Below are 26627 nucleotides of genomic sequence, written 5' to 3'. Positions count from 1 at the left end.
TAAAAGGTTTATTTGTTTAATTTACATACAAGATCCTAGCCTACATAACGTATCTTGATGGGTTGATTTGCAAATATCTTACACTTCAGAGGGTCTTGAACGGACGTTTTTCAGCGGCAAAAAATTGCTAAAAGATACGTTTACGCTTAAAGTACATTTTTGTTTAAATTTCGATTATGTTTTATTAAAGGAATGCATTCATGCCCTCCTCTGCAAGCGCCGAGCAGCATTGTTTATTAAGCGAACTTAAGTGCGTCACCGCCATCGGTGGCGGACACGGTTTGGGGCGGGTTTTGTCGAGTTTACAATTTTTACAACGCCGGCTGGTGGGCATTGTCGCGACCACAGACAATGGTGGTGCCAGTGGCCTGCTACGCCGCTCCCACCAAACCATTGCCTGGGGCGACATCCGCAACTGCCTGTCGCAACTGGTCGATCAGCCGTTAGCCGCCGATGTCCTCAATTATCGCTTCAATGAAGATGAACGCCTGGCTGGGCACAATCTGGGGAATTTATTACTCCACACACTGAATCAGGTCAGCGCCCGGCCTCTGGACGGTATCCAGCTGTTAAGTCGGTTGCTGAACGTAAACACGCGTTTGCTGCCCATGTCGGAGACACCGGTCGACCTGGTCGCCGATACCGAGGAAGGTCTGGAGTGTTTTGGCGAACTGCTGGTGGATCAGTTACAGCATATGCCGCGTAAGCTTCGCCTCTCAAGCCCGGTCAGCGCAACGCCGGAAGTCTTGCAGCATATTCGTCGCAGCGATCTGATTATCATCGGTCCCGGCAGCTTTTTGACCTCCATTATGCCGCCGCTACTAGTCGACGGAATTGTGGAAACCATCGCGAATAGCCCTGCACCGGTCATCTTTATTGATAATCTGCTACCGGAACAAAGTCCCGCGGGGCTCTTGCGCTTAAGCGAACGTATCGATTGGCTCCATGCGCAATTGGGCCAGCAGCTGATTGACGTGATTATTACTAATGATGCTGATCCGGCAGTGACCTTACCGCACCTGAATAGCATTCAGGCGGACAGCGCAGCTCCGCAACGACATGCCAAAGAAAGCTTACGGGAAACGTTAAATCGGGCTCTGGGCCTGATCCGAGACGCCACCTAACTACACAGGACTGCACGCTTATGAAATTGAAGACCATCGCTGCCCTTTTCTTATTTGGCTCGGCCGTTGCCCATGCCGAGTCCACAGCTCCGTTGGGGCTCGACGTCAATTATCAACAACAGACACCGAGCGTCGAGCAGGTACTTGGCTACCCGTTAGGCAGTAAAATTTCCTCACCTGCTGCTATCTACGACTATTTTCAGGCACTCGCCGAAGCGCACCCTGAACAAGTCAATATTATTCACTACGGCGAGAGCTGGGAAGGTCGGCCGCTTTATTATGTCGCTGTAGGCAGCGCGCATAACATGGCCGCGCTGAGTGATTTTCGCGGCGGCATGCAGGCGCTTGCTAACCCACAGGGCACCAGTGAAAGTGAAGCACAGCGGCTTATCAGTGAACTACCATCCAGTGTCTGGCTTTCTTACGGTGTCCACGGAAATGAAATCTCTTCACCTGAAGCTGCTATCTTAACCGCCTGGCATTTACTGGCTGCAACCGATGCAGAGACTAAGCGTTTGCTGGACAACACCTTAGTCTTTATCGATCCGGTACAAAATCCCGACGGTCGTGCCCGCTTTGTCAGCCGCTATTATATGACCGCAGGCATGGAACACAGTGCCGATCGTATCTCCGCCGAACACAATGAACCCTGGCCCAGCGGTCGCAGCAATCACTACTTATTTGATCTCAATCGCGACTGGATTGCCCTGACACAACCTGAGGTTGCGGGACAGGTTGACGCTCTGCTGGAAACCTTTCCACTGATTTTTGTTGATTTACACGAAATGAGTGGCGACCAGAGCTATTACTTTACGCCCGAAGCGCGCCCCTATAATCCGTTAATCGCAGAGAGCCAGCGCGACGCGTTGTGGGATATCGGTGAGAATAACGGCAAGTGGTTCGACAAACTCGGCTATGACTACTTCACCCGCGAAATCTTTGACGCATTTTATCCCGGTTATGGCGCCAGCTGGCCGCTTTATCACGGGACCCTGGCGATGACTTATGAAATGGCGTCCGCGCGTGGGCATAAATTCCGCACCCGCGACGGCGATGTTCTGACTTACGGCGATGGCGTACAACGGCATTTCGTCGCCTCGCTGGCGACCATTGAAACCGCCAGCCAACAACGCGAACGGTTACTGCGTGATTTCTGGAACTATCGTAAGCAGGCGCTGGCCGACGGCAAAGCCAGTAAAGAACGCTACATTGTTATTGACGCACAACCTGATGCCGCTGGCAGCCAGCGTTTAGCCGGCTTATTAAGTCGCCATGGTGTGACGGTGCAGCGCGCTGAACAAAGCTTTGAGGCCTGCGGTACCAACTTCAGTGCCGGTAGCTTCGTCATTGACAATGCCCAGCCTGCGCATTACATGGCGCGCACGCTGCTCGACGAACAAGTGGATATGGCGGCTGACTTTTTAGCCGAACAAGAGCGCCGCCGCAGTCAAAACCTGCCTGATCAAATTTACGACGTGACAGGTTGGTCACTGCCGCTGATGTTCAACCTCGAGCAACAACGTTGCGCGCGCATTCCGCGCTTGCAGCTGACTGAGGTGGGCGAACAATTGATCGCACCGGGCAGCATTAGCAATCTTGACGCTAAAGTGGCTTTTCTTGCCCGCTGGGGTGATATGAATACGGGCCGTTTACTCACTGCAGCCCTGCGCGCCGGCTTACAGGTTAAGCAAAGTGATTTGCCTTTCACCCTGAAAAATGGCGACCGTTATCCGGCCGGCTCGCTGATCTTTACCCGTGCCGATAACAACGCTCAACTGGCCAGCGAGCTGCAAGCTCTGGCTGGCTCTACCGGCGCTCATATTACCGGAGTCGATACCAGCTGGGTTGTCGATGGTCCTAACTTTGGCTCCGACAACGTGCAACAATTGCATGCGCCACGTATTGCGCTGGCCTGGGACGAGCCCTTTAGCAGCCTGAATACCGGCCATACGCGCTTTATCATTGAGCGCCAGTTCAATTATCCGGTGACCGCAATTCGCGCTGAGCAACTTCGCCAGGCCGATCTGAGCCGCTATCAGGTGCTTATTCTGCCGGCGGTATATGGCAATCTGCAGGCGACTTTCGGCGAACAAGGCCAGAAGAATATTCAGCAGTGGGTTGAGCGTGGTGGCGTGCTGATTACCATGAGCAATGCAACCCAATGGGCAGTGGATGCCGGCCTGCTTGCCAGCGCGCTGGAACAGAAAGCGCAGGCACAAACCGTTGACGTACACAGTGAACCGCGGGTAAGTGGCATGCTGCTCGAGTCGGTGCAACATCTGCACAATTATGAAAATGGCGCAGCAACTGACCCGTACTGGACCTCTGGTGTACTCACCCAACTGGACGTTGATCAGGAGCACTGGTTAACCGCAGGTGTGCCTGAGACGGTCAACGCGTTGACCGTGGGCAATCAAATCTACCGTCCGTTGACCATTAATAACGGTCGTAACCTGATGAACTACGCCGCAGAGGATGAGCTACTGGTGAGTGGCTATTTATGGCAGGAAAACAAACAACAACTTGCCTATAAACCTTATCTGATGTGGCAACCCCGAGGTCGGGGCATGGTGATCAGCTTCGCGCAGGAGCCGACCTACCGCGCTTATCTTGACGGTCTTAATATTACTTTGATGAATGCTATCTTCGGTGGTGCTTCGCACGCCACGCCGTTGCGTTGATAGAAACAGTAAAAAGGCCCGCGGTTGCGGGCCTTTTTGTTAGTGGATATTAGTTGTTGGTGTCGGCGCTGATGCGTGAGGCGACTGCGCCGCGCTGATCTTTATATTTGGCGTCTTTGCGTTTGCTGTAAGGGCGCGCGCAGGACTGTTCCAGCTGCTCAAAACTTAAGGCGCCGATTTTCATCTGCGGTCGCAAGGCGAGGGGCAGCTTACCGCTATTAAAAAATTCTAACACCACCTGCCCCGACCAACCTGGATCAATACGATGGGCGGTAACATGAACCATCAGTCCCAGCCGTGCTAATGACGAGCGGCCGTCGAGCCAGCCCACCATATTATCAGGCAGGGTCACGCTTTCGTGAGTGACCGCCAGGGCAAATTCGCCCGGATGAATGAAAAACGCCTGTTCCGGCTTTAAAATAATAGCGTCGCTCATGACCTGATTCATCGCGCGCTCAATGTCTTCACGCGGACCACTGATATCAATAAAGGGTGCGGCGTGATCCTGTAACACGCGAAATTCATTGCCCAGGTGAATATCCACCGTGACGCCACTAATGTCGGCACTCAACGGTCGCGGCTCAATACCAATCAAACCACGGTCAAGGTATTGTTCTATCTGTTCATCAGTTAAACGCATGCGCGCACTCCACTAATTTTAACCAGCACGCTGGTGTTTGTTCGCTTGTTGGTAGAGCTGCCCGGCCACCGCTACGGCCATGTCCCGGACGGGTTGATTAAGTTCATGTTGCGGCGCACTTACCAGTAACGGTTCGCCTTCATCGAGTGCTTGCCGAATTTTACTTGCCAGCGGCAACTGTGCCAGCAGTGGAACTTCATGCTCGCTGGCGACGCGCACGCCCCCTTCACTGCCAAATACCGGATCAAGGTGACCGCATGCCGAACATTTAAAGTAACTCATATTTTCAATCAGGCCGGTAATGGGAATGCCCACTTTACGGAACATCGCAATACCCTTTTCGGCGTCCGCTAATGCCACATTTTGTGGCGTGGTCACCACCACCGCGCCGGTCACCGGAATTTTCTGGGCAATGGTCAGTTGAATATCGCCGGTGCCGGGCGGCATATCAATAATCAGATAATCCAGCCGCGGCCATTGTGTATCTTTAAACAGTTGTTGTAACGCAGCACTGGCCATGGGCCCACGCCAGATGGCAGCATCTTTGGCATCAGCCAGATAGCCGAGCGAACTGACATAAACGCCGTGACGCAAATGGGGTTCCATTTTATTTTGTGCGTTAATGCCCTGCTTTTCAGCGCTGCCACCGAGCATGGTCGGTAATGACGGGCCATAGACATCGGCGTCAAGCAAACCTACTTTTGCGCCACTCTCAGCCAGTCCCAGGGCCAGCTGTACTGCCACTGAAGACTTGCCGACACCGCCTTTTCCTGAGGAAACCACGATGACATTGCCATATACCAAAGGTAAATCGGGCTGCGAATTGGGTAATTTTTCAATAGTGCACCGCAAACTGATCTGATAATCATTCAGTTGCGGCATGTCCCGCAAGGGGGCTAGCACCGCATCAGTTGCCGCGAAAGGCAGCTTCAGTTGTAACTGTTGGCCCTCCAGCTGCCACCAGTGTTGCGGTACTGCGGTTGACCAGCCCGGCAGACGAAACTGCGCTACAGCTGAGGCCAGCTGCGCCGGCAATGCCGACGACCCGGCGGGTGCGGTCGATTTTTCCGAGGTCTTTCTCGGCCACCATTTACCAATCATGGACAACTCCCTGATAAAGGTTTAAGCCCGCATGATACGGCGAGTCCAGGTGGATTGCCAGTGCTCTTTGAGGTACACTTCGAGCTTTGTGAAACTTGAAGGTAGATGGACGAAATACATGACAACAGCAACGCGTAAGATTCTGGTAACGAATGCGCTGCCGTACGCCAATGGCCCGATTCATATTGGCCATATGCTCGGCTATATTCAGGCTGATATTTGGGTGCGCTTTCAAAAGATGCGTGGCCATGAATGTCATTACATGTGCGCCGACGATGCCCATGGCACCCCTATCATGCTCAAAGCTCAGCAGTTAGGTGTTGAGCCGGAACAGATGATTGCGGAAATGAATCAGGCGCATCAAGCCGACTTTGCCGACTTCCATGTTGCTTTTGATCATTATTACTCCACTCACAGCCCGGAAAACCGCGAGCTTGCCGAGTTGATTTACACCCGTCTGCGCGATGCGGGGCATATTAAGACCAAGACGATTTCGCAGCTCTATGATCCTGACAAAGAGATGTTTTTGCCTGATCGCTTTGTGAAAGGTGACTGTCCGAAGTGTGGCGCCGCGGATCAATATGGCGATAACTGTGATGTCTGTGGTGCAACTTATGCGCCTACCGAACTGAAGAATCCAACTTCTGCCGTTTCCGGGTCGACACCTGAATTGCGCGAGTCAGAGCACTATTTCTTCGACCTGCCAGCCTTTGAAGACATGTTAAAAGCGTGGACCCGTTCGGGTTCGTTGCAGGAAGAAATGGCGAACAAGCTTAACGAGTGGTTTGATGCCGGGCTGCAACGCTGGGATATCAGTCGTGATGCGCCCTACTTTGGCTTTGAGATTCCAGACGCGCCGGGCAAGTATTTTTATGTCTGGCTCGACGCTCCCATCGGTTACATGAGTAGTTTTAAAAACTACTGCACCGTAACGGGGAATGCCGACTTTGACAGTTACTGGCAGCCTGGCAGTGACGCCGAGGTCTACCACTTCATCGGTAAAGATATTATCTATTTCCATAGTCTGTTCTGGCCGGCCATGCTCAAAGGTGCCGACTTCCGTCAGCCCACCAACGTCTGGGCGCACGGCTTTATTACGGTCAACGGCACCAAGATGTCGAAGTCAAAAGGTACCTTCATTATGGCGCGTACCTATTTAGACCATCTTGATCCGGACTACCTGCGTTACTACTTTGCTGCCAAACTGACTGCGCGGATTGATGATCTTGATCTCAACCTCAGTGATTTCGCACAACGGGTAAACAGCGACCTGGTTGGTAAAGTGGTGAATATTGCCAGTCGTTGCGCCGGTTTTATCCAGAAAAAGTTTGACGGTAAGCTGAAGTCTGAACTGCAGGAAACCGATCTGCTTGATGAGTTCCAGGCAGCGGCCAACACTATTGCCGAAGCTTATGAAAAGCGTGAATTCTCACGCGCCATGCGCGACATTATGGCGCTCGCTGATAAGGCCAACTTCTACATAGCGGAAGAAGAGCCATGGCAGCTGATTAAAGATCCTGCAAAAGCCGAACGGGTGCATGAAATCTGCTCGATTGGTATCAACCTGTTCCGCTTATTGATGATTTACCTGACGCCGGTGGTTCCCGATCTGGCCCAGCGCGTCCAGCAGTTCCTGAATGAAGACTTCAGTTGGGACAGTCATCGCCAGTTACTGAAAGGTCACGCTATCGAACCTTTTAAAGCCCTCTTACAACGTATTGATATGGATAACGTAAACAACATGATTGATGCCTCGAAAGCAGCGAATACCGCCAGCGCGGCCAGTGACAATGGTGAGCTGAGCAAAGACCCGATCGCAGCAGAAATTAGTTTTGACGATTTTGCCAAGATTGACCTGCGGGTGGCTCGCATCGCCAACGCTGAACATGTTGAGGGTGCTGATAAGCTGCTGAAGCTGACCCTCGACCTTGGCGGCGAAACGCGCCAGGTATTTGCCGGTATTAAGTCAGCCTATGATCCGGCGACGCTGGTTGGGCAACACACGGTGATGGTCGCGAATCTTGCGCCACGCAAAATGCGCTTTGGTATGTCTGAAGGCATGGTCCTGGCGGCCGGCCCGGGTGGTGAGGAGCTCTTCATTCTGAATCCCCATGAAGGCGCGAAACCTGGCATGCGAGTGAAATAATAGATGCTGCCAACGGTTCATCTTAAGCCCGAAAAATGCAAATCTTTGCGCCGCCTGCACCCGTGGGTATTCAGCGGCGCCATTGCCCGCGTCAAAGGTAACCCCGGCGCCGGCGATACCGTCAGCCTGCATAGCGCTGAAGGTGACTGGCTGGGCTACGCTGCCTGGTCGCCACAATCACAAATTCGGGCCAGGGTCTGGAGTTTTCAGCAAAGCGAAACCATCGACCCGGGCTTTTTTAGTCGTCGCATCGCTGCAGCCAAGGCATTACGTGATGGACTTGCGTTAAACACCGACGCCTGGCGTCTGGTTGCCGCTGAAGCCGATGAATTGCCCGGCGTTACGATTGATAAATATGGCCAGTGGCTGGTATGCCAGTTGCTGAGTACCGGCGCTGAAGCCTGGCGCGAGGCAATTGTGGCCGCCTTAAGGGAGCACTTCCCCGACTGCAATATTTACGAGCGATCCGATGTTGACGTACGTCAGAAAGAAGGCCTGCCGCCGACGACGGGGGTGCTTTTCAGTTATGACAACGCCACCCCACCGGCCACGCTGTGGATTGAGGAAAACGGCCTGCAACTGGGCATTGATATCGTCAATGGCCATAAAACCGGTTATTACCTTGATCAACGTGACAGCCGCCTTGCCATCACTCGCTACAGCAACGGGCGCCGCGTACTGAACGCGTTTAGTTATACCGGTGGCTTCGGACTTTTTGCCGCCCATGCGGGCGCCTCGGAAGTGGTCAACCTGGACGTCTCAGCACCGGCTCTGGCCCAGGCAACCGCCAATCACGAACGCAATGACCTGCCTGCGGCAACGTTAAAAAACCTGCAGCAAGACGTGTTTCAGGCGCTGCGTGATTTTCATCACAGCGGCGAGCGCTTTGACACCATCGTGCTCGACCCGCCCAAATTTGTCGACAGCAAAGCGAACCTGATCAGCGCTTGTCGCGGCTACAAAGATATCAACCGGATGGCATGCAAATTATTGAACCCGGGCGGGACCTTACTGACGTTCTCATGCTCGGGGCTGCTCAGTGGCGAGTTGTTCCAGAAAGTGGTTGCCGATGCAGCGCTTGATGCCAAACGTCCGATGCATATTATCGAGCGTTTATTCCAGGGGCCCGATCATCCGGTAAGAACCAATTTCCCGGAATCTCTGTACCTTAAGGGTCTGGTACTAAGAGGTTGAGTTGTTTTAGTATAACTGCCAGCCACATTCAGTAAGAACGAGGTAAGCTATGACCAGTAAAACGATTTTCGATAAGATTATTGAGCGTGAGATCGACGCCGATATTGTTTATGAGGACGATAAAGTACTGGCCTTTAAAGACATTAATCCGCAAGCGCCCGTGCATTTACTTATCATCCCGAAAAAACGTATTGCGACGATCAACGATATCGACGAAGACGATCGCGAGTTGGTCGGTCATTTGTTCGTTGCCGCCCGCAAAATAGCCGTCCAGCACGGTTTTGCTAAAGACGGCTACCGCACGGTCATGAATTGTAATGAAAATGGCGGCCAATCTGTTTATCACATCCACCTGCACGTATTAGCCGGACAAGTGCTGGGCTGGCCGCCTTATGCCAACAGCGAAAAGAAAAGTCAGTAGCCCTGAGGCCAGCTAGGAGCAACCCACATGCAGACCGAACTCTATTGGCGTCTGGGTTGCTTTTTGGGCGTCCTGGCGCTGATGATGCTGTGGGAGCGATTGCGCCCCAAGCGCCAGGCAAAACTTCCCGCGCGCCGGCGCTGGCCGGCCAATCTTGGTATTGTTGCCATCAATACGCTGGCACTACGCGTGCTGATCCCAGCGGGCGCCATAGGCGCAGCGGTATGGGCAGAGCACCAGCAATTCGGACTGTTACAGCAAGTTAGCTGGCCCTTTTGGCTGCATGCCGTGATTGGTTTTTTGCTGCTGGACTGCGCTATTTACTGGCAACACCGGATTCTCCATCAAGTGCCATTACTGTGGCGTATTCATCGCGTGCATCACGCCGACACCGACTTTGATACCACCACCGGCTTGCGTTTTCATCCGCTGGAGATCTTGCTGAGTATGCTACTGAAGATCGCGGTGGTGGCGGTGTTTGGTATTGGCGCTACGGTGGTGTTGATCTTTGAGATAGCACTGAACGCAACCTCTTTATTTAATCATGGCAATGTTGCCCTGCCCCGTAGGCTTGAAGGTCCGGTGCGGGCGCTGATTGTGACGCAGGAGATGCATCGCATTCATCATAGTCAGATCCCGCGCGAAACCAACAGTAATTACAGCTTTAACTTTTCGATTTGGGACCGTATTTTCCGCTCTTATACTGCCACGCCCAAAAAAGGCTCCGATGGTATTGATATAGGCCTGAAAGAATACCCGGCAAACAGTGACAGCACCCATTTGCGCTTTATTCTGGCAATTCCTTTCCGGCAACCCGATCAAGCTGACGCAGGGTCCGATAACCAAGAGAAAGACGGGTCAGCGCAGTAAACCAGCACAATGCTGCAAAAATACTGGCGGTTACCACGAAGGCTTGCGGCCAGACACAGAAAATGACAAAGGCCAGAATTGTTTCGAAGCCTTCGGTAAGCCCACCCATATAGTGCAGTGATTTATTCGGATAGCGCGGGTTTTCAATACCGTGCTTGCCGGCAAGAATGGCAAACGCCAGAAACGTTGCACCGGTGCCCATAAAGCTGAACATCAGTAGCGCGGCAACAGGGCCGAAGTTGACCGGGTCGGCAAGTACAAAACCAAAAGGCACCGCCATATAAAAAATAAAGTCGCAAACGCTATCAAGATAGCCACCTGCGTCGGTACGTTGCGTTTGCCGCGCCATCGCGCCATCAAGGCCGTCACTGAGGCGGTTTAAGACAATACAGAGCAATGCCAGCGAGTAATGTTGATACGCGAGCGCCGGGACCACGCCAAGTCCAATCAAAAAACCAACCACGGTCATCTGATCGGCATTCATTCCGGCTTTCAGAAAGGGTCGCGCTGCCCGCTCTAATACCGGCTTGAGCTTAGGATACAAAATAGCATCTATCATTTATTCTTCGTCCTTTCGGTTGCCGCTTTCAGGCCATTGTAAACGCTGCTGCGCGCCACTCAGATCAGCCGCATCATGGCTGACAATGATAGCGGCGATGCGCTGCTCACGTAAAAATGCGTAGGTCCATTCACAAACTTGCCGGCGCCGCGCAGCATCAAGACCATTGAATGGCTCGTCCAGCAAGATCAGCTGTGGGCGCGCGAGTACTGCGCGCAACAGGCTAATGCGTGCTTTTTCGCCGCCACTGAGTTGTTGTGGCAGACGCTGCTGGTAGCCCGCAAGTCCCAGCGCATCCAGTTGCCCGGCGATCACCTGCTGACGCTGCTGACGGCCTAATCGCTGCGCGCGCAGAGCGAAGGCAAGATTGTCCGCCACGCTATAGTGAGGAAATAATGACTGGTCCTGCATGACCATGCCGGTGCTGCGTTCCTCAATGGGGAGATGATCAACCCTGCGCGAGCCAAAATATATGGCGCCGGCCACGTCCACGTAGTCTTGCTGAACGCCCAGCAGCCAACGCAGCCAGGTCGACTTTCCACAACCGCTCGGCCCCATTACCCCAAGTGTTTCACCCGGTGCAAGCTGACATGGCGGTAGTTCCACTTGCTTGCCGTCGCGCCATAACAACTGGCAGCGGCTAAGTTCTACGCTGCTGTCTGCTGCGCGGTGCTTGTTCATTCTTCTCTCCCGGTTAATTTCCGAATTGGCGCAGATGCCGGTGCACCGCGGGCAGTCATTAAAATCGCCAGTGCTGCCAGGACCCAAAGTACACTGGCAATGATAGCGGGTAACCGCAACTCTGCGCCGCTGCTGAGCGCGACCAGCTCAGTCGTCAGCGTCTGAATGTAGCCACTGCCTAGCAGCACCGTTGGCACATACTGCGCAAGGCTGACTAAAAAACTGACCAACAGGCAATGTTTGAGCGCGTCGCGTAATGCAGGGCGTTTAAAGTACCACCAGCTTTTCCAATAGCCATAGCCAAGACTACGACCAAGATTCAGGTGCATTTGGCTGCAGGCCCGTTCTGCCGGGGCATAGCTCAGATAGCTGTAGGCAAAGGCAAACCAGCAATGTGCGTACCAGGTCAGTAACCAGGCATGCTCCGCATGCATACTTACCACGGGTAAACTTTCTGCCTGTAACCAGGCAATGACCAAACCTAGTTGCGGGATCAGCAACGCAGCTATGAACCAGATATCGGCAAACTCATGACCACGCAGTCGTTGCCATTCCCGCAAGGTCACCAGTATCACGGTCACCATGACGGCTGTCGCAAGCGCTAGTGCCAGCGTCATGACCACCACCGGCAAACTACCAAGTGCCAGCTGCCAGGCTTCGGCGAACTGCCACTCAAGCGGTGTTAACCGCGGATAAAACCAGCCCTGCCCCAGACTCATGGCCAGCAACGCCAACCCACTCAATAGAGTTACCGCCAACAAGACCCACTTCAGTAACTGCAGCGACACACTGATCGCGCCCTCAGGTAACCAGCGATGATTTCCTCCGGCGCGGCGCAAAAGACCCCGACACAGGCGCTTCACCGACCACTCCTGGAGCTTCACCCACGCCACCATAAAGACCCCCGCTGCCAGCACCAGCCAAAGTCCCTGCGCCGCAAGGTTCTGTTCAGCCACGCCAAACTGCTGCTGCCAGCTCATCAGTAACGGACCCAGCAAGGGTGGATTCAGCGGACCAGCCACCAAGGCAATATCCACCACCGCCACGCTGTAAATTGCCACGGCAATGATCAGTAACCGCATCTGGCGCAGCCATGCGGGAAAGACCACCAGCCACCAGCCACGCGTTCTGGAAGCACCCAATATCTGCGCCTGCAATAACCACTGCTGATGCGGTAACTGCGCCAGTTGCTGACGACCGAGTACCACTAGAAAAGGCGTTTCTTTAATCACCAGAATCGTGATTAGCGTCGTCAGTGACTGTTGCTCAAAGCCCAGCGTCAGCCAGGGAATCAGGCGATCGATCCAGCCGTAAGGGGTAAGCAACCATAAAAATGCGATCGCAAACGCCAGGTGTGGCGCGGCAAATGTCAGGCTTAGCCCACTTCCTTTTAGTTGACGACTGCCCTCACTCTTACTGATAAACAGACTCGCCAGACAGGTACTGAGTAACGTCGCGCTGACGCCACACAGCAAGCTGGTGGTGATGGCCGTGCCAATTCCGGGATAGCGCCAAAGTTCAGCCGTCAGCCCTGGCAGGTTCCAGCTTAACCCCTGTAGCGCGAGCAGCCACGGCAATGCCAGAAATACCAGAATAAGGCTGATGGCCATGGTCCAGGCGAGCTTTTTTCTCATCGTTGATACCTTGCTAACCAGCCCTGTTCAAGCGCGTGATTCCAGGACACATGTGGCTCAGGATGGCTGGGGAAAAGGCGCGCCTGCGATTCATCAATTCGCACCACGCTCGGATCACCCCACCCTGACGGATCCGCTTTACGTTGCTGTGCCGCCGCACTCAGGAAAAACTGAATCACCTGTAAAGCCGCCTGCTGACGTTGACTCGCAACTGGCACGGCCAAATAATGAAAGTTCGTCAAGGCGCGCGATCCCAGGCTGACGCTCACGGCATCAGGAGCCAGCTTTAACTGTTGTTGTAAGGCAGCAACCTCATTGGGGTTAAAGGTGACACTGTTATCGACGACGCCCTGATTATAAAGCTGACGCTGCCGCGCTGCAGTCACCGGAAACTCCTCGCCGCCACGCCAGAGCAGTGGGTGCAACTGGTCAAGGTAACGCCAAAGGGGCGCGAGTACTTCAGCGGCGTGTTGCGGGGCCGGTTCTAACAGTTGTTCAGGTTGCTCGAGCAATTGAAACGCCAGTGCCTTTAACCAGCTGGTGCCATGAAACGAAGGTGGTTTCGGATAACTGAAGCGACCCGGCGTCTGCTGTGCCAACGCCAGTAGCTGACTGGGAGCAAGTATGGTTTGTCCAGTCTCCAGTCTGGATGATCTTACAATCAGCTGCAACTGAGCAATTCCCCAGGGTAACTCATAACCATCAACCGGCGTGCCGAAGTCATTCTGCCAGTTCAGATCCTCACGTAGGTTCACCGCATTGGGTACTTGTCGGGGTAACTCACCGAGCAGACGGTTGGCTTGTTTCAGTGCGGCAAAGTTTTCACCATTAATCCACAACAAATCGATGGCCACAGGTTCATCGGGCCGGGCTGCAAGTAACAGGGTCACAGCCTCACTAATGTCAGCCACGCGCACATGTTCCAGCGCGATACCATGCTCTGCGGCAAGCTCGGTACTGGCCCATTCGATATACGCATTGACCTCAGCTGAACCGCCCCAGGCATAAAATCGCACCGGCTGTTGTTCTGCGGCATTGCTGCTAAAACTGAAGGTCAGCCATAAAAAGACCACTACAGTCATGCGCAATGCCAGGTGAAACTGTCTCAACAATCACCTCCTTCTGTTCCGTTACGACTACTCTAACGCATTGATAAATATTATGCCCGTCGGTTATGTCTTTACCAGGTTCTGATCTAGAGTATAAACAGTAACGTAATCCTGAGATGACAACATTAGGAGCAGGTCATGATTCGGAAACTGGGTTCTTTTCTGATTGCCTTAGGCTTGATTGCGGGCTTTTTACTCATCCTCGCCGGGCCGCTGTACCGTTGGCAACTGATTGATTTAAGTCTGGGCTTTACCTTACTGCGCTGGGCCGCTTATGTCGGTCTCGCAGCAGTCATTCTGATCATCGTTTTTCTTATCTGGCAACGCCCACGCGGCTATCGCCTGGCGGCGCTGACGGTTGCTGCACTCATCGGCTTTATCAGTTTTTACATGCCTTATCAGCAGTTACAGACGGCACGCTCAGTGCCACCGATTCATGACATTTCGACCGATTTGATGGACCCACCGGCTTTTGTTGCCGTCGCGCCGTTGCGGGTCGACGCGCCAAATCCCGCAGGTTACGCTGGCGAGGACACCGCTAACCAGCAACGTCAAGCCTATCCGGATATTCAACCCCTGTACCTTGATCGCGATTACCAGCGGGTCTTTCAGGCGGCGTTGACGGTGGTCAATGACATGGGCTGGCAGCTGGTCGCCAGTGACCTGTCAGAAGGCCGTATTGAAGCCACCGATACCACCTTTTGGTTCGGCTTTGAAGACGATGTCGTCATCCGGATTCAGCCAGAAGATGATCAAGTTCGTGTTGATGTACGTAGTAAATCACGAGTAGGTCGCAGTGACGTCGGCAAAAATGCCGAGCGTATCAAAAACTTTTTTGCGCAACTGCGACAGACACTGGCAACCAGTTAGTCGGAGGTCGTATGCGGGGTAAAACCTTAACACTAAGCTTGCTGCTGTTAAGTGCAGCAAGCTGGTCCGCCGAAGAGCGTGTCGCCACCTTTGCCGGCGGCTGTTTTTGGTGTGTTGAGAAAGCGTTTGAAGATGTTCAGGGGGTTCGTGAAGCGGTCTCCGGTTATACTGGAGGGAGCCAAGAAAACCCTACCTATGAAGAAGTTTCACAAGGACGTACGGGGCACACTGAGGCCGTTCAGGTTTACTATGATCCCGATGTAGTTACCTACACGGGCCTTATTCAGGCCTTCTGGCGGATGATGGATCCGACCGACCTTGACGGTCAGTTTGTCGATCGCGGCAAGCAGTACCGCCCGGCGATTTTTTACCACAATGAACAGCAAAAACGTATTGCCCAGCGCGAAAAGTTACAACTCGAAGCCATGCGCTTATATGAAGAGCCGGTAAAAATTCCCATTGAGCCGCTGACCACTTTTTATAAAGCTGAGGAATACCACCAGAACTTCTACAAGAAAAATCCAGCCAGATACTGGGTTTACACCCGTAACTCAGGCCGCTTTCAGTTCACCGAAGAGGTGTGGGGCGATAATTACGATGTCGACTTCACCAAGTTTAAAAATGATTTAGAAGACGCTTTTGAACCCACATCCGCGGCCAGTAGCCAACAAGAGGAGCAGACGATGAATTTTGCAGATTTTGAAAAGCCCTCAGCGGAGCGACTCAAAGAACAACTGACACAAATGCAGTACGCCGTCACGCAAAAAGGCAAAACCGAGCGCGCCTTTGAAAATGACTACTGGGATGAAGACCGGCAAGGCATCTACGTCGACATCGTCAGCGGTGAGCCGCTGTTTTCGTCCGCCGACAAATTTGAGTCGGGCACCGGTTGGCCCAGTTTCACCCGCCCTATCGACGATAAGTTTATTGAAACCAAGACCGATCGCTCCTGGTTTATGACCCGTACGGAAGTGCGCAGTCGTTATGCTGACTCTCACCTTGGCCACGTCTTTGAAGACGGCCCTGAACCTACCGGCCTGCGCTACTGTATGAATTCCGCAGCCATGCGCTTTATTCCGTTAGAGGACATGGCTGAGGAAGGTTACGGAAACTATATTCCGGCGGTTACTGACGAAAACGAGAACGAAAACGAGAACGAGTAATTACTCGTTCTCTCCTAAGGCAACCCCCTCGCGGCGCGGATCCGCACCACCGAGTAACTGGCCGCCCGGCAACAATGAAATACCGTGCAAGCCACTATTCAGATCGGTAACGCGGACGTTGTGTCCCTTACTTTCCAGCTTACCTTTGAGCTCAGCCATGACAGTGTTTTCTTCGAGCGCGGTATAATTATTGAGATTGGTGACATGCGGCAGATCAATGGCCTGTTGCATGTTCAGTTTCCAGTCCAGTAAACCAAGCAGCGTTTGGGCGACGTAATCGATAATCCGCGCGCCACCGGGAGAGCCAACCACATGTAACAGGTCATCGCCCTCGGCATCAAACACCATGGTCGGCGCCATTGAACTACGCGGACGCTTACCAGCTTGCACGCGGTTTGCGATCAGACGCCCATCCTCGCGTGGCACTAGCGAGAAGTCGGTCAGCTGGTTGTTCAGCAAAAAGCCACTCGCCATGACGGCCGAGCCGAATCCCATTTCAATACTGGTGGTCATTGACACCGCATTGCCGGCCGCATCTACAATAGAAATATGACTGGTGTTCGGAAATTCTGGCGACTGATCGTCAGCTAACCCAATGCTGTCAAAATGACCTGGCTGTGCTTTTTTCAGATCGCGGTTGCCAATTAAGCGCGAACGTTCGGCCAGATAGCTCTTTTGCAACATGCCGGTGATGGGCACATCAACGTAGTCACTGTCAGCAATGTAGCGGTTTCGATCGGCGAAGGCCAGACGTGACGCCTGGGTAAAATAGTGGGCCGTGGTTACGCTGTCAGGCTCCCAGTTTGCAACTGGGAAATTTTCCAGAATGCCAAGAATCTGTAAAACAGTAAGCCCGCCTGAGCTTGGTGGTCCCATCCCGCAGACAGTATAAATGCGGTAGCCATGACACACAGGCTCGCGCACCACCGCCTGATAGTTGGCCATATCGTCTAACGTTAAAAGGCCAGGCGAAACACTACTTGAACGCACCGCCGTCACTACTTTTTCAGCAATAGGACCGCGATAAAACGCATTTGCGCCCTGTTCTGCAATCAACCGTAACGCCCAGGCGAGTTCAGGGTTTTGCTTGACGGTCCCCGCCTGTAACGCTGTACCACCCGGATAAAAATAAGACGCTGCAGGTTCAAGCTGCGGCAACCCCGGGTTTAGCTCCATTTCTAATAACCGCTGCAGGCGCGGGGAAACAACAAAGCCCTCTTCTGCCGCAGTGATGGTCTCGGCAAATAACTTTTCCCAGGGCGTTTTGCCCCAGCGTGCGTGGGCAAGCTCGAGACCCTTCAGTACTCCCGGTGCGCCCACGGAACGCCCGCCAATGACCGCGTCCCAGAAATTCTCCGGTGGTTCACCCTCAGCATTTAAAAACAGGTCAGGCTGCGCCGTCATCGGCGCTTTTTCACGGGCATCAATCGTATAGAGCTGCTTAGTCTGATTGTCCCAGTAAAGAATAAAAGCGCCACCACCGATGCCGGAAGACTGCGGCTCTGTCAGCGTCAACATGGCCTGCACGGCAACTGCCGCATCAATGGCGCTGCCCCCCTCGGCCAATATCGCGCGGCCCGCGGCTGCCGCCTGTGGCGTTGCTGCCGCAACCATAAAGTCATTGCTAAGCACTGCCTGTTTGGCAGTGATCCCGGTCGCAGCTTCGGGCTCCCGCTTATCTCGAACAGCGGATTCGTCGACATCGGTAGTGCAGCCAAACAGACCACCACAGGCAAGCAACAGCACGACGGCTAGACAAGTGCGTTTCATAAATATTCCTTTGCTGTCAAAGGTTCTGGTTTACAGAGTGATAGGTGGCTTCTATCATAAAGGGCTTATGCTTTTATCACAACGCCAGTAAAGTGAATCTACGACTTATGTCTGACCGTCTTCAAGTCATTATATGTAGCATCGTGCTAGCCGCAGTTGCGGTCTGGGCTTATTACTATCAGTTTGAGTATGCGGCTTTACTTGAGCAATTTGATTATGCTCCGCAGTTATTATGGCAAGAGCCATGGCGGCTGCTGACCGCACATTTTTTACATCTCAGTCAAAGTCACTGGCTGGCTAACATCGCGGCATTACTGCTGTTGACCGTACTATTTGCCCATTACTTTACCGTTCGCACCTACCTCAACGCGCTGGTGATTATAACGTTGGGTAGCTCGGGGTTATTGTGGGCTGTGGGCTTTGAGCACCACTTTGTCGGCCTCTCCATCGTCAATCATGGCCTACTAGTGATGGGCTTATGTTTTGAATGGCAGCAGCGCAACTCTGCCAGGCAACGTCAACTGCTATTCCTGATCACAGTGCTATTATTGGCGAAGTGGTTGGCCGAAGCCGCAGGTTGGTGGCAGAGCATGTTGACAGCCGGGCAAGTTCGCGAAGTCTGGCAATTGCATGGCGCTGGTATCCTTACCGGCATCCTTGCCTGGTGGCTACACAACCGCCGCCTGGCGAAACTTGCCCGGCTGTCAGACGATTAGAGCTCAATACGCTCTTTATTCAGTTCGATCAACCGCGGGCCAATGCCTTTAATCTGCATTAACTGATTGGCATCGGTAAAGCCACCCAGTTGTTCGCGTAACGCCACAATGGCTTCGGCGCGGCGTTGCCCCACGCCAGTCAGCGACATCGCTAATTCCGCCGCACTGGCGGTATTAATATTCACGTTAATGACTTGCTGCTGCTGCAACGCGTTTTGTTGCTGCGTCGGTTGAACGGTGAGTGGTTGTGCGGTCGCAGCGACGCTTGTCAGCGCGCCAGACGCGACGAACAGGGCAAGAAAAAGGGTTTTCCGTAACATTTTTAAGCTCCTTGTTTGAGACTGCGAAAGCAGTACAAGGAGCTTAGTCTGCTGGGCGAGCCGAAGCGAGCGGATATCGCCGATTAAGCTGTCAGCGATGCCTGAATCTGTTGTAGCGCCTCTGCCGGTGAGCTGGCCTGCGTAATGGGACGACCGATGACCAGGTACTGAATACCCTGCCGCGCCGCCTGCTCGGGCGTCATCACGCGCTTCTGATCACCCTGCTCACTACCCGCCGGACGAATACCGGGGGTAACCAATACAAAGTCGTTGCCACACTGCTCTTGTAACATTTCCGCTTCCTGCGCAGAACACACCACACCGTCCAGGCCTGCGCTTTTGGTTAGTCTGGCCAGGCGCGATACCTGTTCCGCGGGGGTGACATTGAGCCCCAACTCGTGCAAATCATCGGCGGTCATGCTGGTCAGAACGGTTACCGCAATTAATAACGGACGTTGTTCGCGCTCAGCCAATGCTGCGCGCGCCGCTTCTAACATACGCCGACCACCCGCGGCGTGGACATTCACCATGTAGACACCCAACTCGGCAGCAGCCTTCACCGCTTTGGCAACGGTAGTGGGAATATCATGAAACTTAAGATCGAGAAAAACTCTGAAACCACGCTCCACTAACTCACGAACAAATTGCGGGCCGGCACTGGTAAAAAGCTCTTTTCCTACTTTCACACCACATAGCTGCGGATCCAACTGCCTGACCAATGGCCAGGCGCTTTGTGCATCCGGATAATCTAACGCGACAAAAATTAACGGCGACGACTTCATTTAACCTCCATCCAGTCCTGTTATTGGTTTAATCTCGCCCCAAACCCGACACGACGGGCAGTGCCAATACAGCGTGCTGCCGGCGAAGCCACAATGGCGACAACGGTATTTCGGACGTTGCTGCAACTGTTGCTGCACCAGTTTCTGCAGCATTTGTAAGCTATCGCGCGCTTTACCTACGTCGGCAGCGCGGATATGAAAGTCCATCAACTGATGAAAACCTTTCATGGTAGGATTACGTAATAAGGCCGATTGCATAAACTGCTCAGCCTCTTCAATCGAGGACGCCCTCGCCACCGCCTCGGAAAGCATCATCGCTGCGGTCGTCGAGTTAGCCTCACTGACACACTTATGCAGAAACTGCACGAAGCCTGCCTCGTCATTCTGACTGGCAAAACAGGCTTTCAGTATGGGCAGCGCTTCAGAAATAAAGGCTGGATCAGCATCGAGAATGCTCATCAACATGCGTTGGGCCTTGCCGAGCTCACCTTGCTCATACCACATACGGCCCAACGAGAGCGCTGCGCGAACATTGTCAGGGTCATGTTTGCGGGCTTTCTGATAATACTTTTCACTTAGCTGCGGATCGTCCTGAAGACTGCCGAGCTCACAATACAGCTGCGCTACCAATGCTTCTGCCGATTTATCATGACGCGCCAGTTTCAGTGCTACCTTGATAGCCTTGTCCCACTCATGGGTCGATTCATAAAGCTCCAGCAGATAGCGCTGACAAGGTTCGGCAAACTCCTTATCAGTTTGCAATGACACCAGCATTTCTTCGGCGCGGTCGAAAATACCTGCGGCCAGATAATCCAGCCCCAACTCAAACATGGCGTGCCGGCGTTGGCTTTCGCTAATGTTCGGTCGTGAGGTTAAGTTCTGATGGATTTTGATCGCGCGGTCAACTTCACCGCGGCGACGAAATAGTTTACCGAGCGTCCAGTGCGTTTCCAGGGTATCGGAGTCGACATCAAGTAACTCAATGAAGAGATCAACCGCTTTGTCGGGTTGATCAGAAAGCAGTAAATTTAAGCCGGTAACATACTGTTTAGAGAACTCTTCCTGTTCGCGGCGATCTTCGTTACGGACGCTGTTGCGCCCCATAAACCAGCCATAAGCGGCCGCGACCGGTAACAACAGGAACAACAGCTCAAGCATTCGCACTGTCCCGCTGAGTCACCTGACGCCGTAACTTGCGGTTTTCATTACGTAGTGCGATTTGCTTCGCGGTCATCGCCAACAGACCGACAATAAAGCCAAGAGCGATAAATAAACCCGCCAGCACCGCGACCGGTAGTGTCACTTCGCCAATGAGAAAGTTAAAGGTAATTGCCTGCTTGTTCAGGGCGCCAAAAGCAACCGCCAGCAGAAACAGAACTAACAAAGGAAGGCCTATAAAAATAAAACGCAGCATCGCAAGTCCTAGTGCTTAGTGTGAGCGCAACTCAAAAAAAAACGGCATGCCTAACTATAGCATGCCGTTTTGCTGAACTCGACGCGAAATTAACGCCCGTTTAACTAACGTTGTCTACGCGCTCGCGCAGCTCTTTGCCTGGCTTGAAATGCGGTACATATTTACCTTCAAGCTCGACTTTTTCGCCAGTTTTCGGGTTACGCCCGACACGTGCGGCGCGATAATGCAGTGAGAAACTACCAAAGCCACGAATTTCAATTCGATCGCCCGCAGCAAGCTGCTGCGCCATCTGTTCGATAAGTTCCTTCACCGCATCTTCTACCTGACGCGGAGAAAGCTCGGGATACAATAACGTTAACTGTTGGATCAGTTCCGATTTTGTCATCTTAAGCTCCTCTTGGTTGCGTCAATGCCGGGCACTTTCGCGCGAATTAGTCGTCGCTTTTCGCTGCTTTGAAAGCTTCTGCCATTGCGTTAGTGAAGTCGCCTTCGTCTTGCTGCTTGTTCACTGACTCAAGAGCTTCTTTCTCTTCAGCTTCGTCTTTCGCTTTGATTGACAAGCTCAAGGTACGGTTCTTACGATCAACGCCCATGAAACGTGCTTCGATTTCATCACCAAGCTTCAGTTCGGTGGTGGCATCTTCAACACGGTCACGTGAGATGTCAGCAACACGTACATAACCTTCAACGCTTTCCGCTAATTCAACTTTAGCGCCTTTGGCATCAACTTCGATGACCCTACCAGTAACGATAGCACCTTTTTTGTGCGTCGCCAGGTAATTATTGAACGGATCTTCTTCTAATTGCTTGATACCAAGAGAAATACGCTCGCGCTCTGCGTCGACCTGCAGAACAACCGCAGTCACTTCTTCGCCTTTCTTGAATTCACGAACCGCTTCTTCACCAGCAGTGTTCCAGCTGATGTCTGACAGGTGAACCAGGCCGTCGATACCGCCGTCAAGACCGATAAAGATACCAAAGTCAGTGATTGACTTGATCTTACCAGTTACTTTCTCACCCTTGTTGAAGTTCTTCGCGAACTCTTCCCAAGGATTCGGCTTGCACTGTTTTAGGCCAAGTGAAATACGACGACGTTCTTCGTCGATTTCCAGAACCATAACTTCAACCACGTCATCCAGGTTAACAACCTTAGAAGGATGTACGTTTTTGTTGGTCCAATCCATTTCAGAAACGTGTACCAGACCTTCAACGCCTTCTTCGATTTCAACGAAGCAACCGTAGTCAGTCAGGTTAGTTACACGGCCTTCCAGACGGTGACCTTCAGGGTAACGCGCAGCGATATCTGACCATGGATCTTCGCCCAATTGCTTCAGGCCAAGTGAAACGCGCGTGCGCTCACGGTCAAACTTCAATACTTTTACGTTAATTTCGTCGCCAACATTGACAACTTCGCTTGGGTGCTTAACGCGCTTCCAAGCCATATCAGTGATGTGCAACAAGCCGTCTACGCCACCTAAGTCAACGAACGCACCGTAGTCAGTCAGGTTCTTAACGATACCCTTAACTTCCTGACCTTCTTGCAGGCTCTCCAGCAGCTCTTCGCGCTCTGCACTGGTCTCGGTTTCGATAACAGCACGACGTGAAACAACAACGTTGTTGCGCTTCTGGTCCAGCTTGATCACTTTAAATTCTAAATCTTTGTTTTCCAGGTGTGCAGTTTCGCGAACCGGACGAACGTCTACCAGTGAACCTGGTAAGAACGCGCGCACGCCACCTAAATCAACTGTGAAACCGCCTTTAACCTTACCGCTGATAACACCGGTAACAGTTTCTTGATCTTCGTAAGCTTTTTCCAGCTGCAACCAAGCTTCGTGACGCTTCGCTTTTTCGCGTGACAGGATTGTCTCGCCAAAGCCGTCTTCTACCGCGTCAAGGGCTACGTCAACCTGATCACCAATGTTGATCTCTACTTCGCCTTCAGCGTTACGGAATTGCTCTACTGGGATAGCACTTTCAGATTTCAGGCCAGCGTCAACCAGTACGACGTCACGGTTGATAGCGACAACAGTACCTTTAACGATAGAACCTGGGCGAGTTTCAACCTCTTTGAGGCTTTCTTCAAACAGCTGTGCAAAATTTTCTGACATATGAGTTAACTTACTTCAGTTAAGTACATCCACCAAACAATCCGGAAAGGCGGGGTTGTTAAAATCAATCTGTTGGCATCCGTGCTACAGACCCCTAAGTTGACAGGTTTACGAGCCTGCCTTCTCAGTATTTGTTAGCTTGCTATGCGCAAAGCGTAAGATTTGATCCACCACTTCATCGATGCTCAAATCCGTCGAATCCACATGAAGCGCGTCTTCGGCAGGCTTCATTGGCGCTACCGAGCGATTTGCATCGCGATCATCACGTTCCTGGATTTCGGCGATTAATTGGTCGATTTTAGCAGTAATTCCTTTCTCGAGCAATTGTTTGTAGCGGCGTCGCGCGCGTTCCTGCGCACTTGCGGTAAGAAAAATTTTTGCTGCCGCCGAAGGGAAGACTACGGTGCCCATATCGCGACCATCCGCAATAAGCCCCGGAAGCTCTTTAAACGCCCGCTGACGCCGTAATAAAGCTTCACGAACCCGTGGCAAGGCGGCAATTTTGGAAGCCATATTACCCACATCTTCGGTACGAATGGCCATAGTGACGTCTTCGCCTTCAAGAATAATATGGGTGAGAGACTCTTCCGGTTCGACATCGAATTTCACATCAAGGTTGCTGGCCAACGCGACCAGACTTTCCTCGTCGTCGGGCGCAAAGCCATGATGCAATGCAGCAAGAGCAAGGACACGATAGATAGCGCCACTGTCAAGCAAGTGCCAGCCCAGGTTCTCGGCCAAGATACGGCTAACTGTGCCTTTACCTGCCCCGCCGGGGCCGTCAATGGTAATGACTGGAATTGAATCGGTCATAGCATCCTCTAGCAATGAAAAGCGCCGCAATTATACGGAATCGGCAGAAAATTGCATCTCAATTAGATGAAGCTTTGCGGAAAAGTTAATGACACGTAAGAGAAAGGCGTCAGTTTTAGCGGCACAGTCGGTTGAATTCCTGAAAATAATCAGGGTAGGTTTTTGCACAACAGGCAGGATCTTCGATGGTCACGCCCGCGTCACTAAAGCCCAGTAGTGAAAAGCACATGGCCATGCGGTGATCATCATAGGTTGCGATGCGCGCGTGCTGTAATTGCTGTGGCGGCGTAATACAAATAAAGTCCGCGCCCTCTTCTACCTGCGCACCGGTTTTTCGCAATTCGGTTGCCATCGCATGCAGTCGGTCGGTTTCTTTAATACGCCAGTTCGCCACATTACGGATACAGGTAGTTCCTTGCGCGAACAAAGCCAAAGTGGCAAAGGTCATGGCGGCATCGGGAATCGCGTTAAGGTCCGCGTCCAGGGCGACAAGCTCACCGCCCTGCACTTCAGCGTATTCGTCGTGCAGTACCACCTGGCCACCCATTTGCCGCAGGTAGTCGACAAACTGAATATCCCCCTGGATACTTTTGTGACCGATGCCATCAATCCGCAGCGGCCCGCCACCAAGTACCCCTGCGGCCAGCCAGTAACTGGCAGCACTGGCGTCGCCCTCAATCCAATAGGTTTGCGGCGACTGATAGATCTGCCCACCACGAATAAAAAACTGTTGCTGCTGCGGCTGCTCAACCACAATACCAAACGCAGCGAGCATACTCAGCGTAAGCTGAATGTAGGGCCAGGAAACGACGTCCCCCACCAACTCCAGCGTGGTATCTTGCGCTAACAGTGGTAATGCCATCAGTAAGGCGGAAATATACTGACTGGAAGCGCTGCCGTTGACCTGAACCTTACCACCTTGCATGCAGTTGGTAATAGTCAGCGGCGGATAGCCGTTAATGCCCTGATAATCAACGGTCGCACCACCTGCAAGCAACGCCGCCACCAGATCGCCGATCGGGCGTTCCTGCATACGGCTGTCGCCTGTCAGGGTGATGGGGCACGGGCCTGTCGCGGCAAGCACCGCAGTCAGTGGGCGCATGGCTGTGCCCGCGTTACCGAGATATAATGACTGCGGATGCTGCGGCCAATGGCCCTGACAGCCTTTAATACGCAATGTGGTGCGGTCGATTTCAGTCATGCTGACACCTAACGCTGCCAAGGCTTCGAGCATACGTGCCGTATCGTCACTGCGCAACATATGTCGCAGTTCCGTGGTTTGTCCTTGCTGGCATAAGGCCGCCATCAGCAGCGCACGATTGGCAATGCTTTTTGAGCCAGGCAAATCGACGCGCCCGGCACACTGCCGCAGCCCTTGCAGACGAAGAGTTTCCACGTTACAGCAGCTTTTCCATGGCGCGAATAAAGGCATCATTTTCTTCTGGCAGGCCAATACTGACCCGCAGATGATGCGGTAATTCATAGCCCGCTACCGGACGTACGATCACGCCTTCATGCAGCAATTGCTGATAAAGCTCACCGGCACGTTCACCAACCTCAATGGTCAGAAAATTACCGTAGGACGGAATATAATTCAGCCCGTGTTTTTCGCAAAACGCGACCAGTTGCTCCATACCCGCGGCATTGACTGCCACCGACTGTTGCAGATAGTCTTCGTCATCTAACGCAACTTCGGCCGCGCGCAGACTCAGGCTGTTCATGTTAAAAGGCTGACGGGCGCGGTTCATCAAATCGGCAACGTCCGGATGCGACACCATGTAACCCGCGCGTAAACCTGCTAGTCCGTACGCCTTAGAAAAAGTCCGGCTGACCAGCAAATTCGGATAGTCATTTAGCCACGCAAGCGACGGCGCACGCTCCTGCTCAGGAACATACTCGTAATAGGCTTCATCGAGAATCACTAACACCTGCTCCGGTACTTTTGCCAGAAAAGCAGCAAGCGCTTCGGTGGTTAAAAAGGTACCGGTAGGATTGTTCGGGTTGGCAATGAAGATCATCCGGGTGTTTTCGGTGATTGCCGCCAGCATGGCGTCCAGATCATGGCCATAATCTTTTGCCGGCACGGCAACGCCGGTGGCGCCAATGGCCTGGGTGACCAGCGGATACACCACAAACGCATGCTGCGAGAAAATAACTTCGTGCTGTTCGTTGACAAAGGTACGGGCGACGAGTTCCAGTACGTCATTTGAGCCATTACCCAAAGTGATCTGATTGGTGGCAATGCCAAACTTTTTGGCTAACTTCGATTTCAGGTAAAAGCCGTTAGCGTCGGGGTAACGTGCCAAACCTGACAAGGTATCTTGCAGTGCGCTGCGCACCTTAGAGCTAATTCCAAGCGGATTTTCATTCGACGCCAGTTTTACAATGTCACTGACGCCGAGCTCGCGCTCCAGCTCTTCAATGGGTTTACCAGCCTGATACGGCTGCAAATTACGGACGCCTCGATTGGCAAGTTGCTTCGCGTTAAAAGTGGTCATAACTACATTCTTT

Annotated in this window: 25 protein-coding genes; 9 read left to right on the top strand and 16 right to left on the bottom strand. The window is 52.9% G+C overall.

Annotated elements, in window-relative coordinates:
• The first annotated feature begins 200 nt into the window (after positions 1-200).
• Both CWI71_RS07420 and CWI71_RS07415 read left to right on the top strand, forming a co-directional pair.
• The gene (locus CWI71_RS07420; RefSeq protein ID WP_126754637.1) at positions 201-1124 is read left to right on the top strand and encodes a gluconeogenesis factor YvcK family protein; all 924 of its coding nucleotides are present in this window, start codon (positions 201-203) and stop codon (positions 1122-1124) included.
• A 20-nt stretch (positions 1125-1144) separates the two neighbouring features.
• The gene (locus CWI71_RS07415) at positions 1145-3805 is read left to right on the top strand and encodes a M14 family metallopeptidase (protein WP_126754636.1); all 2661 of its coding nucleotides are present in this window, start codon (positions 1145-1147) and stop codon (positions 3803-3805) included.
• A 49-nt stretch (positions 3806-3854) separates the two neighbouring features.
• Here CWI71_RS07415 and dcd read toward each other — a convergent pair whose 3' ends face one another.
• Both dcd and apbC read right to left on the bottom strand, forming a co-directional pair.
• Positions 3855-4445: a dCTP deaminase gene (dcd, locus tag CWI71_RS07410; protein ID WP_126754635.1), complete on the bottom strand. Its 591-nt coding sequence runs from the start codon at positions 4443-4445 to the stop codon at positions 3855-3857.
• An 18-nt stretch (positions 4446-4463) separates the two neighbouring features.
• Positions 4464-5546 (bottom strand): iron-sulfur cluster carrier protein ApbC, encoded by a 1083-nt coding sequence (gene apbC, locus CWI71_RS07405; protein ID WP_126754634.1) that lies wholly within the window; start codon positions 5544-5546, stop codon positions 4464-4466.
• A gap of 118 nt (positions 5547-5664) precedes the next feature.
• On the opposite strand from apbC, the gene metG reads away from it, so the two are divergent.
• Genes metG through CWI71_RS07385 form a run of 4 tightly spaced genes read left to right on the top strand, consistent with a single transcriptional unit; the run spans position 5665 to position 10177 of the window.
• Positions 5665-7692 (top strand): methionine--tRNA ligase, encoded by a 2028-nt coding sequence (metG, locus tag CWI71_RS07400; protein WP_126754633.1) that lies wholly within the window; start codon positions 5665-5667, stop codon positions 7690-7692.
• 3 nt (positions 7693-7695) lie between these two features.
• On the top strand, positions 7696-8886 hold the full coding sequence (locus CWI71_RS07395) for a class I SAM-dependent rRNA methyltransferase (protein ID WP_126754632.1): 1191 nt from the start codon (positions 7696-7698) through the stop codon (positions 8884-8886).
• 49 nt (positions 8887-8935) lie between these two features.
• Complete coding sequence (locus tag CWI71_RS07390) at positions 8936-9307, top strand: histidine triad nucleotide-binding protein (protein ID WP_126754631.1); 372 nt, start codon at positions 8936-8938, stop codon at positions 9305-9307.
• Between the two features lie 27 nt (positions 9308-9334).
• On the top strand, positions 9335-10177 hold the full coding sequence (locus tag CWI71_RS07385) for a sterol desaturase family protein (RefSeq protein WP_126754630.1): 843 nt from the start codon (positions 9335-9337) through the stop codon (positions 10175-10177).
• Here the strand turns inward: CWI71_RS07385 and CWI71_RS07380 are convergent.
• Genes CWI71_RS07380 through CWI71_RS07365 form a run of 4 tightly spaced genes read right to left on the bottom strand, consistent with a single transcriptional unit; the run spans position 10095 to position 14160 of the window.
• On the bottom strand, positions 10095-10736 hold the full coding sequence (locus tag CWI71_RS07380) for a CDP-alcohol phosphatidyltransferase family protein (protein ID WP_126754629.1): 642 nt from the start codon (positions 10734-10736) through the stop codon (positions 10095-10097). The two genes, CWI71_RS07385 and CWI71_RS07380, sit on opposite strands and share 83 nt — an antisense overlap.
• Positions 10737-11417 (bottom strand): ATP-binding cassette domain-containing protein, encoded by a 681-nt coding sequence (locus CWI71_RS07375; protein ID WP_126754628.1) that lies wholly within the window; start codon positions 11415-11417, stop codon positions 10737-10739.
• On the bottom strand, positions 11414-13051 hold the full coding sequence (locus CWI71_RS07370) for an ABC transporter permease family protein (protein WP_126754627.1): 1638 nt from the start codon (positions 13049-13051) through the stop codon (positions 11414-11416). The genes CWI71_RS07375 and CWI71_RS07370 overlap by 4 nt, the downstream gene beginning before the upstream one ends.
• Positions 13048-14160, bottom strand: coding sequence for an ABC transporter substrate-binding protein (locus tag CWI71_RS07365; protein WP_126754626.1), 1113 nt, complete (start codon positions 14158-14160; stop codon positions 13048-13050). The genes CWI71_RS07370 and CWI71_RS07365 overlap by 4 nt, the downstream gene beginning before the upstream one ends.
• 138 nt (positions 14161-14298) lie before the next feature.
• Here CWI71_RS07365 and CWI71_RS07360 point away from each other — a divergent pair, with 138 nt between their 5' ends.
• Together CWI71_RS07360 and msrB are read left to right on the top strand one after the other, a co-directional pair.
• The gene (locus CWI71_RS07360) at positions 14299-15030 is read left to right on the top strand and encodes a DUF1499 domain-containing protein (RefSeq protein ID WP_126754625.1); all 732 of its coding nucleotides are present in this window, start codon (positions 14299-14301) and stop codon (positions 15028-15030) included.
• An 11-nt stretch (positions 15031-15041) separates the two neighbouring features.
• The gene (gene msrB, locus CWI71_RS07355) at positions 15042-16193 is read left to right on the top strand and encodes a peptide-methionine (R)-S-oxide reductase MsrB (protein ID WP_126754624.1); all 1152 of its coding nucleotides are present in this window, start codon (positions 15042-15044) and stop codon (positions 16191-16193) included.
• On the opposite strand, the gene ggt is transcribed toward msrB, so the two are convergent.
• Positions 16194-17963, bottom strand: coding sequence for a gamma-glutamyltransferase (gene ggt, locus CWI71_RS07350; RefSeq protein WP_126754623.1), 1770 nt, complete (start codon positions 17961-17963; stop codon positions 16194-16196).
• A gap of 107 nt (positions 17964-18070) precedes the next feature.
• Between ggt and CWI71_RS07345 the strand changes: the two genes are divergently transcribed.
• Complete coding sequence (locus CWI71_RS07345) at positions 18071-18679, top strand: rhomboid family intramembrane serine protease (RefSeq protein ID WP_126754622.1); 609 nt, start codon at positions 18071-18073, stop codon at positions 18677-18679.
• Here the strand turns inward: CWI71_RS07345 and CWI71_RS07340 are convergent.
• From CWI71_RS07340 to hisC, 9 genes are all read right to left on the bottom strand, one after another.
• A complete protein-coding gene (locus CWI71_RS07340) occupies positions 18676-18999 on the bottom strand; it encodes a ComEA family DNA-binding protein (RefSeq protein ID WP_126754621.1) in 324 nt (107 codons plus the stop codon). The genes CWI71_RS07345 and CWI71_RS07340 overlap by 4 nt on opposite strands.
• A gap of 83 nt (positions 19000-19082) precedes the next feature.
• Entirely contained in the window at positions 19083-19781 is a 699-nt protein-coding gene (gene pyrF / locus CWI71_RS07335; protein WP_126754620.1) for an orotidine-5'-phosphate decarboxylase, read from the bottom strand.
• Positions 19782-20939, bottom strand: coding sequence for a lipopolysaccharide assembly protein LapB (gene lapB / locus CWI71_RS07330; protein ID WP_126754619.1), 1158 nt, complete (start codon positions 20937-20939; stop codon positions 19782-19784). It abuts the gene before it with no gap.
• Positions 20932-21195, bottom strand: a complete 264-nt coding sequence (locus CWI71_RS07325) for a lipopolysaccharide assembly protein LapA domain-containing protein (protein ID WP_126754618.1) — start codon at positions 21193-21195, stop codon at positions 20932-20934. The genes lapB and CWI71_RS07325 overlap by 8 nt, the downstream gene beginning before the upstream one ends.
• Positions 21196-21295: 100 nt before the next feature.
• A complete protein-coding gene (locus tag CWI71_RS07320) occupies positions 21296-21580 on the bottom strand; it encodes an integration host factor subunit beta (protein ID WP_126754617.1) in 285 nt (94 codons plus the stop codon).
• Between the two features lie 46 nt (positions 21581-21626).
• Positions 21627-23303, bottom strand: a complete 1677-nt coding sequence (gene rpsA / locus CWI71_RS07315) for a 30S ribosomal protein S1 (RefSeq protein ID WP_126754616.1) — start codon at positions 23301-23303, stop codon at positions 21627-21629.
• A 108-nt stretch (positions 23304-23411) separates the two neighbouring features.
• Positions 23412-24116: a (d)CMP kinase gene (cmk, locus tag CWI71_RS07310; RefSeq protein ID WP_126754615.1), complete on the bottom strand. Its 705-nt coding sequence runs from the start codon at positions 24114-24116 to the stop codon at positions 23412-23414.
• A gap of 115 nt (positions 24117-24231) precedes the next feature.
• Complete coding sequence (gene aroA / locus CWI71_RS07305; protein ID WP_126754770.1) at positions 24232-25548, bottom strand: 3-phosphoshikimate 1-carboxyvinyltransferase; 1317 nt, start codon at positions 25546-25548, stop codon at positions 24232-24234.
• Positions 25514-26614, bottom strand: coding sequence for a histidinol-phosphate transaminase (hisC, locus tag CWI71_RS07300; RefSeq protein ID WP_126754614.1), 1101 nt, complete (start codon positions 26612-26614; stop codon positions 25514-25516). Before hisC ends, aroA begins: the two co-directional genes overlap by 35 nt.
• Positions 26615-26627: the final 13 nt, after the last annotated feature.

The sequence above is a fragment of the Pseudidiomarina insulisalsae genome, from assembly GCF_003987065.1.
Classification (GTDB): Bacteria; Pseudomonadota; Gammaproteobacteria; order Enterobacterales; family Alteromonadaceae; genus Pseudidiomarina; species Pseudidiomarina insulisalsae.
Note: the sequence above shows the minus strand (reverse complement) of the source record. Positions and strands in the feature narration are given on the sequence as shown.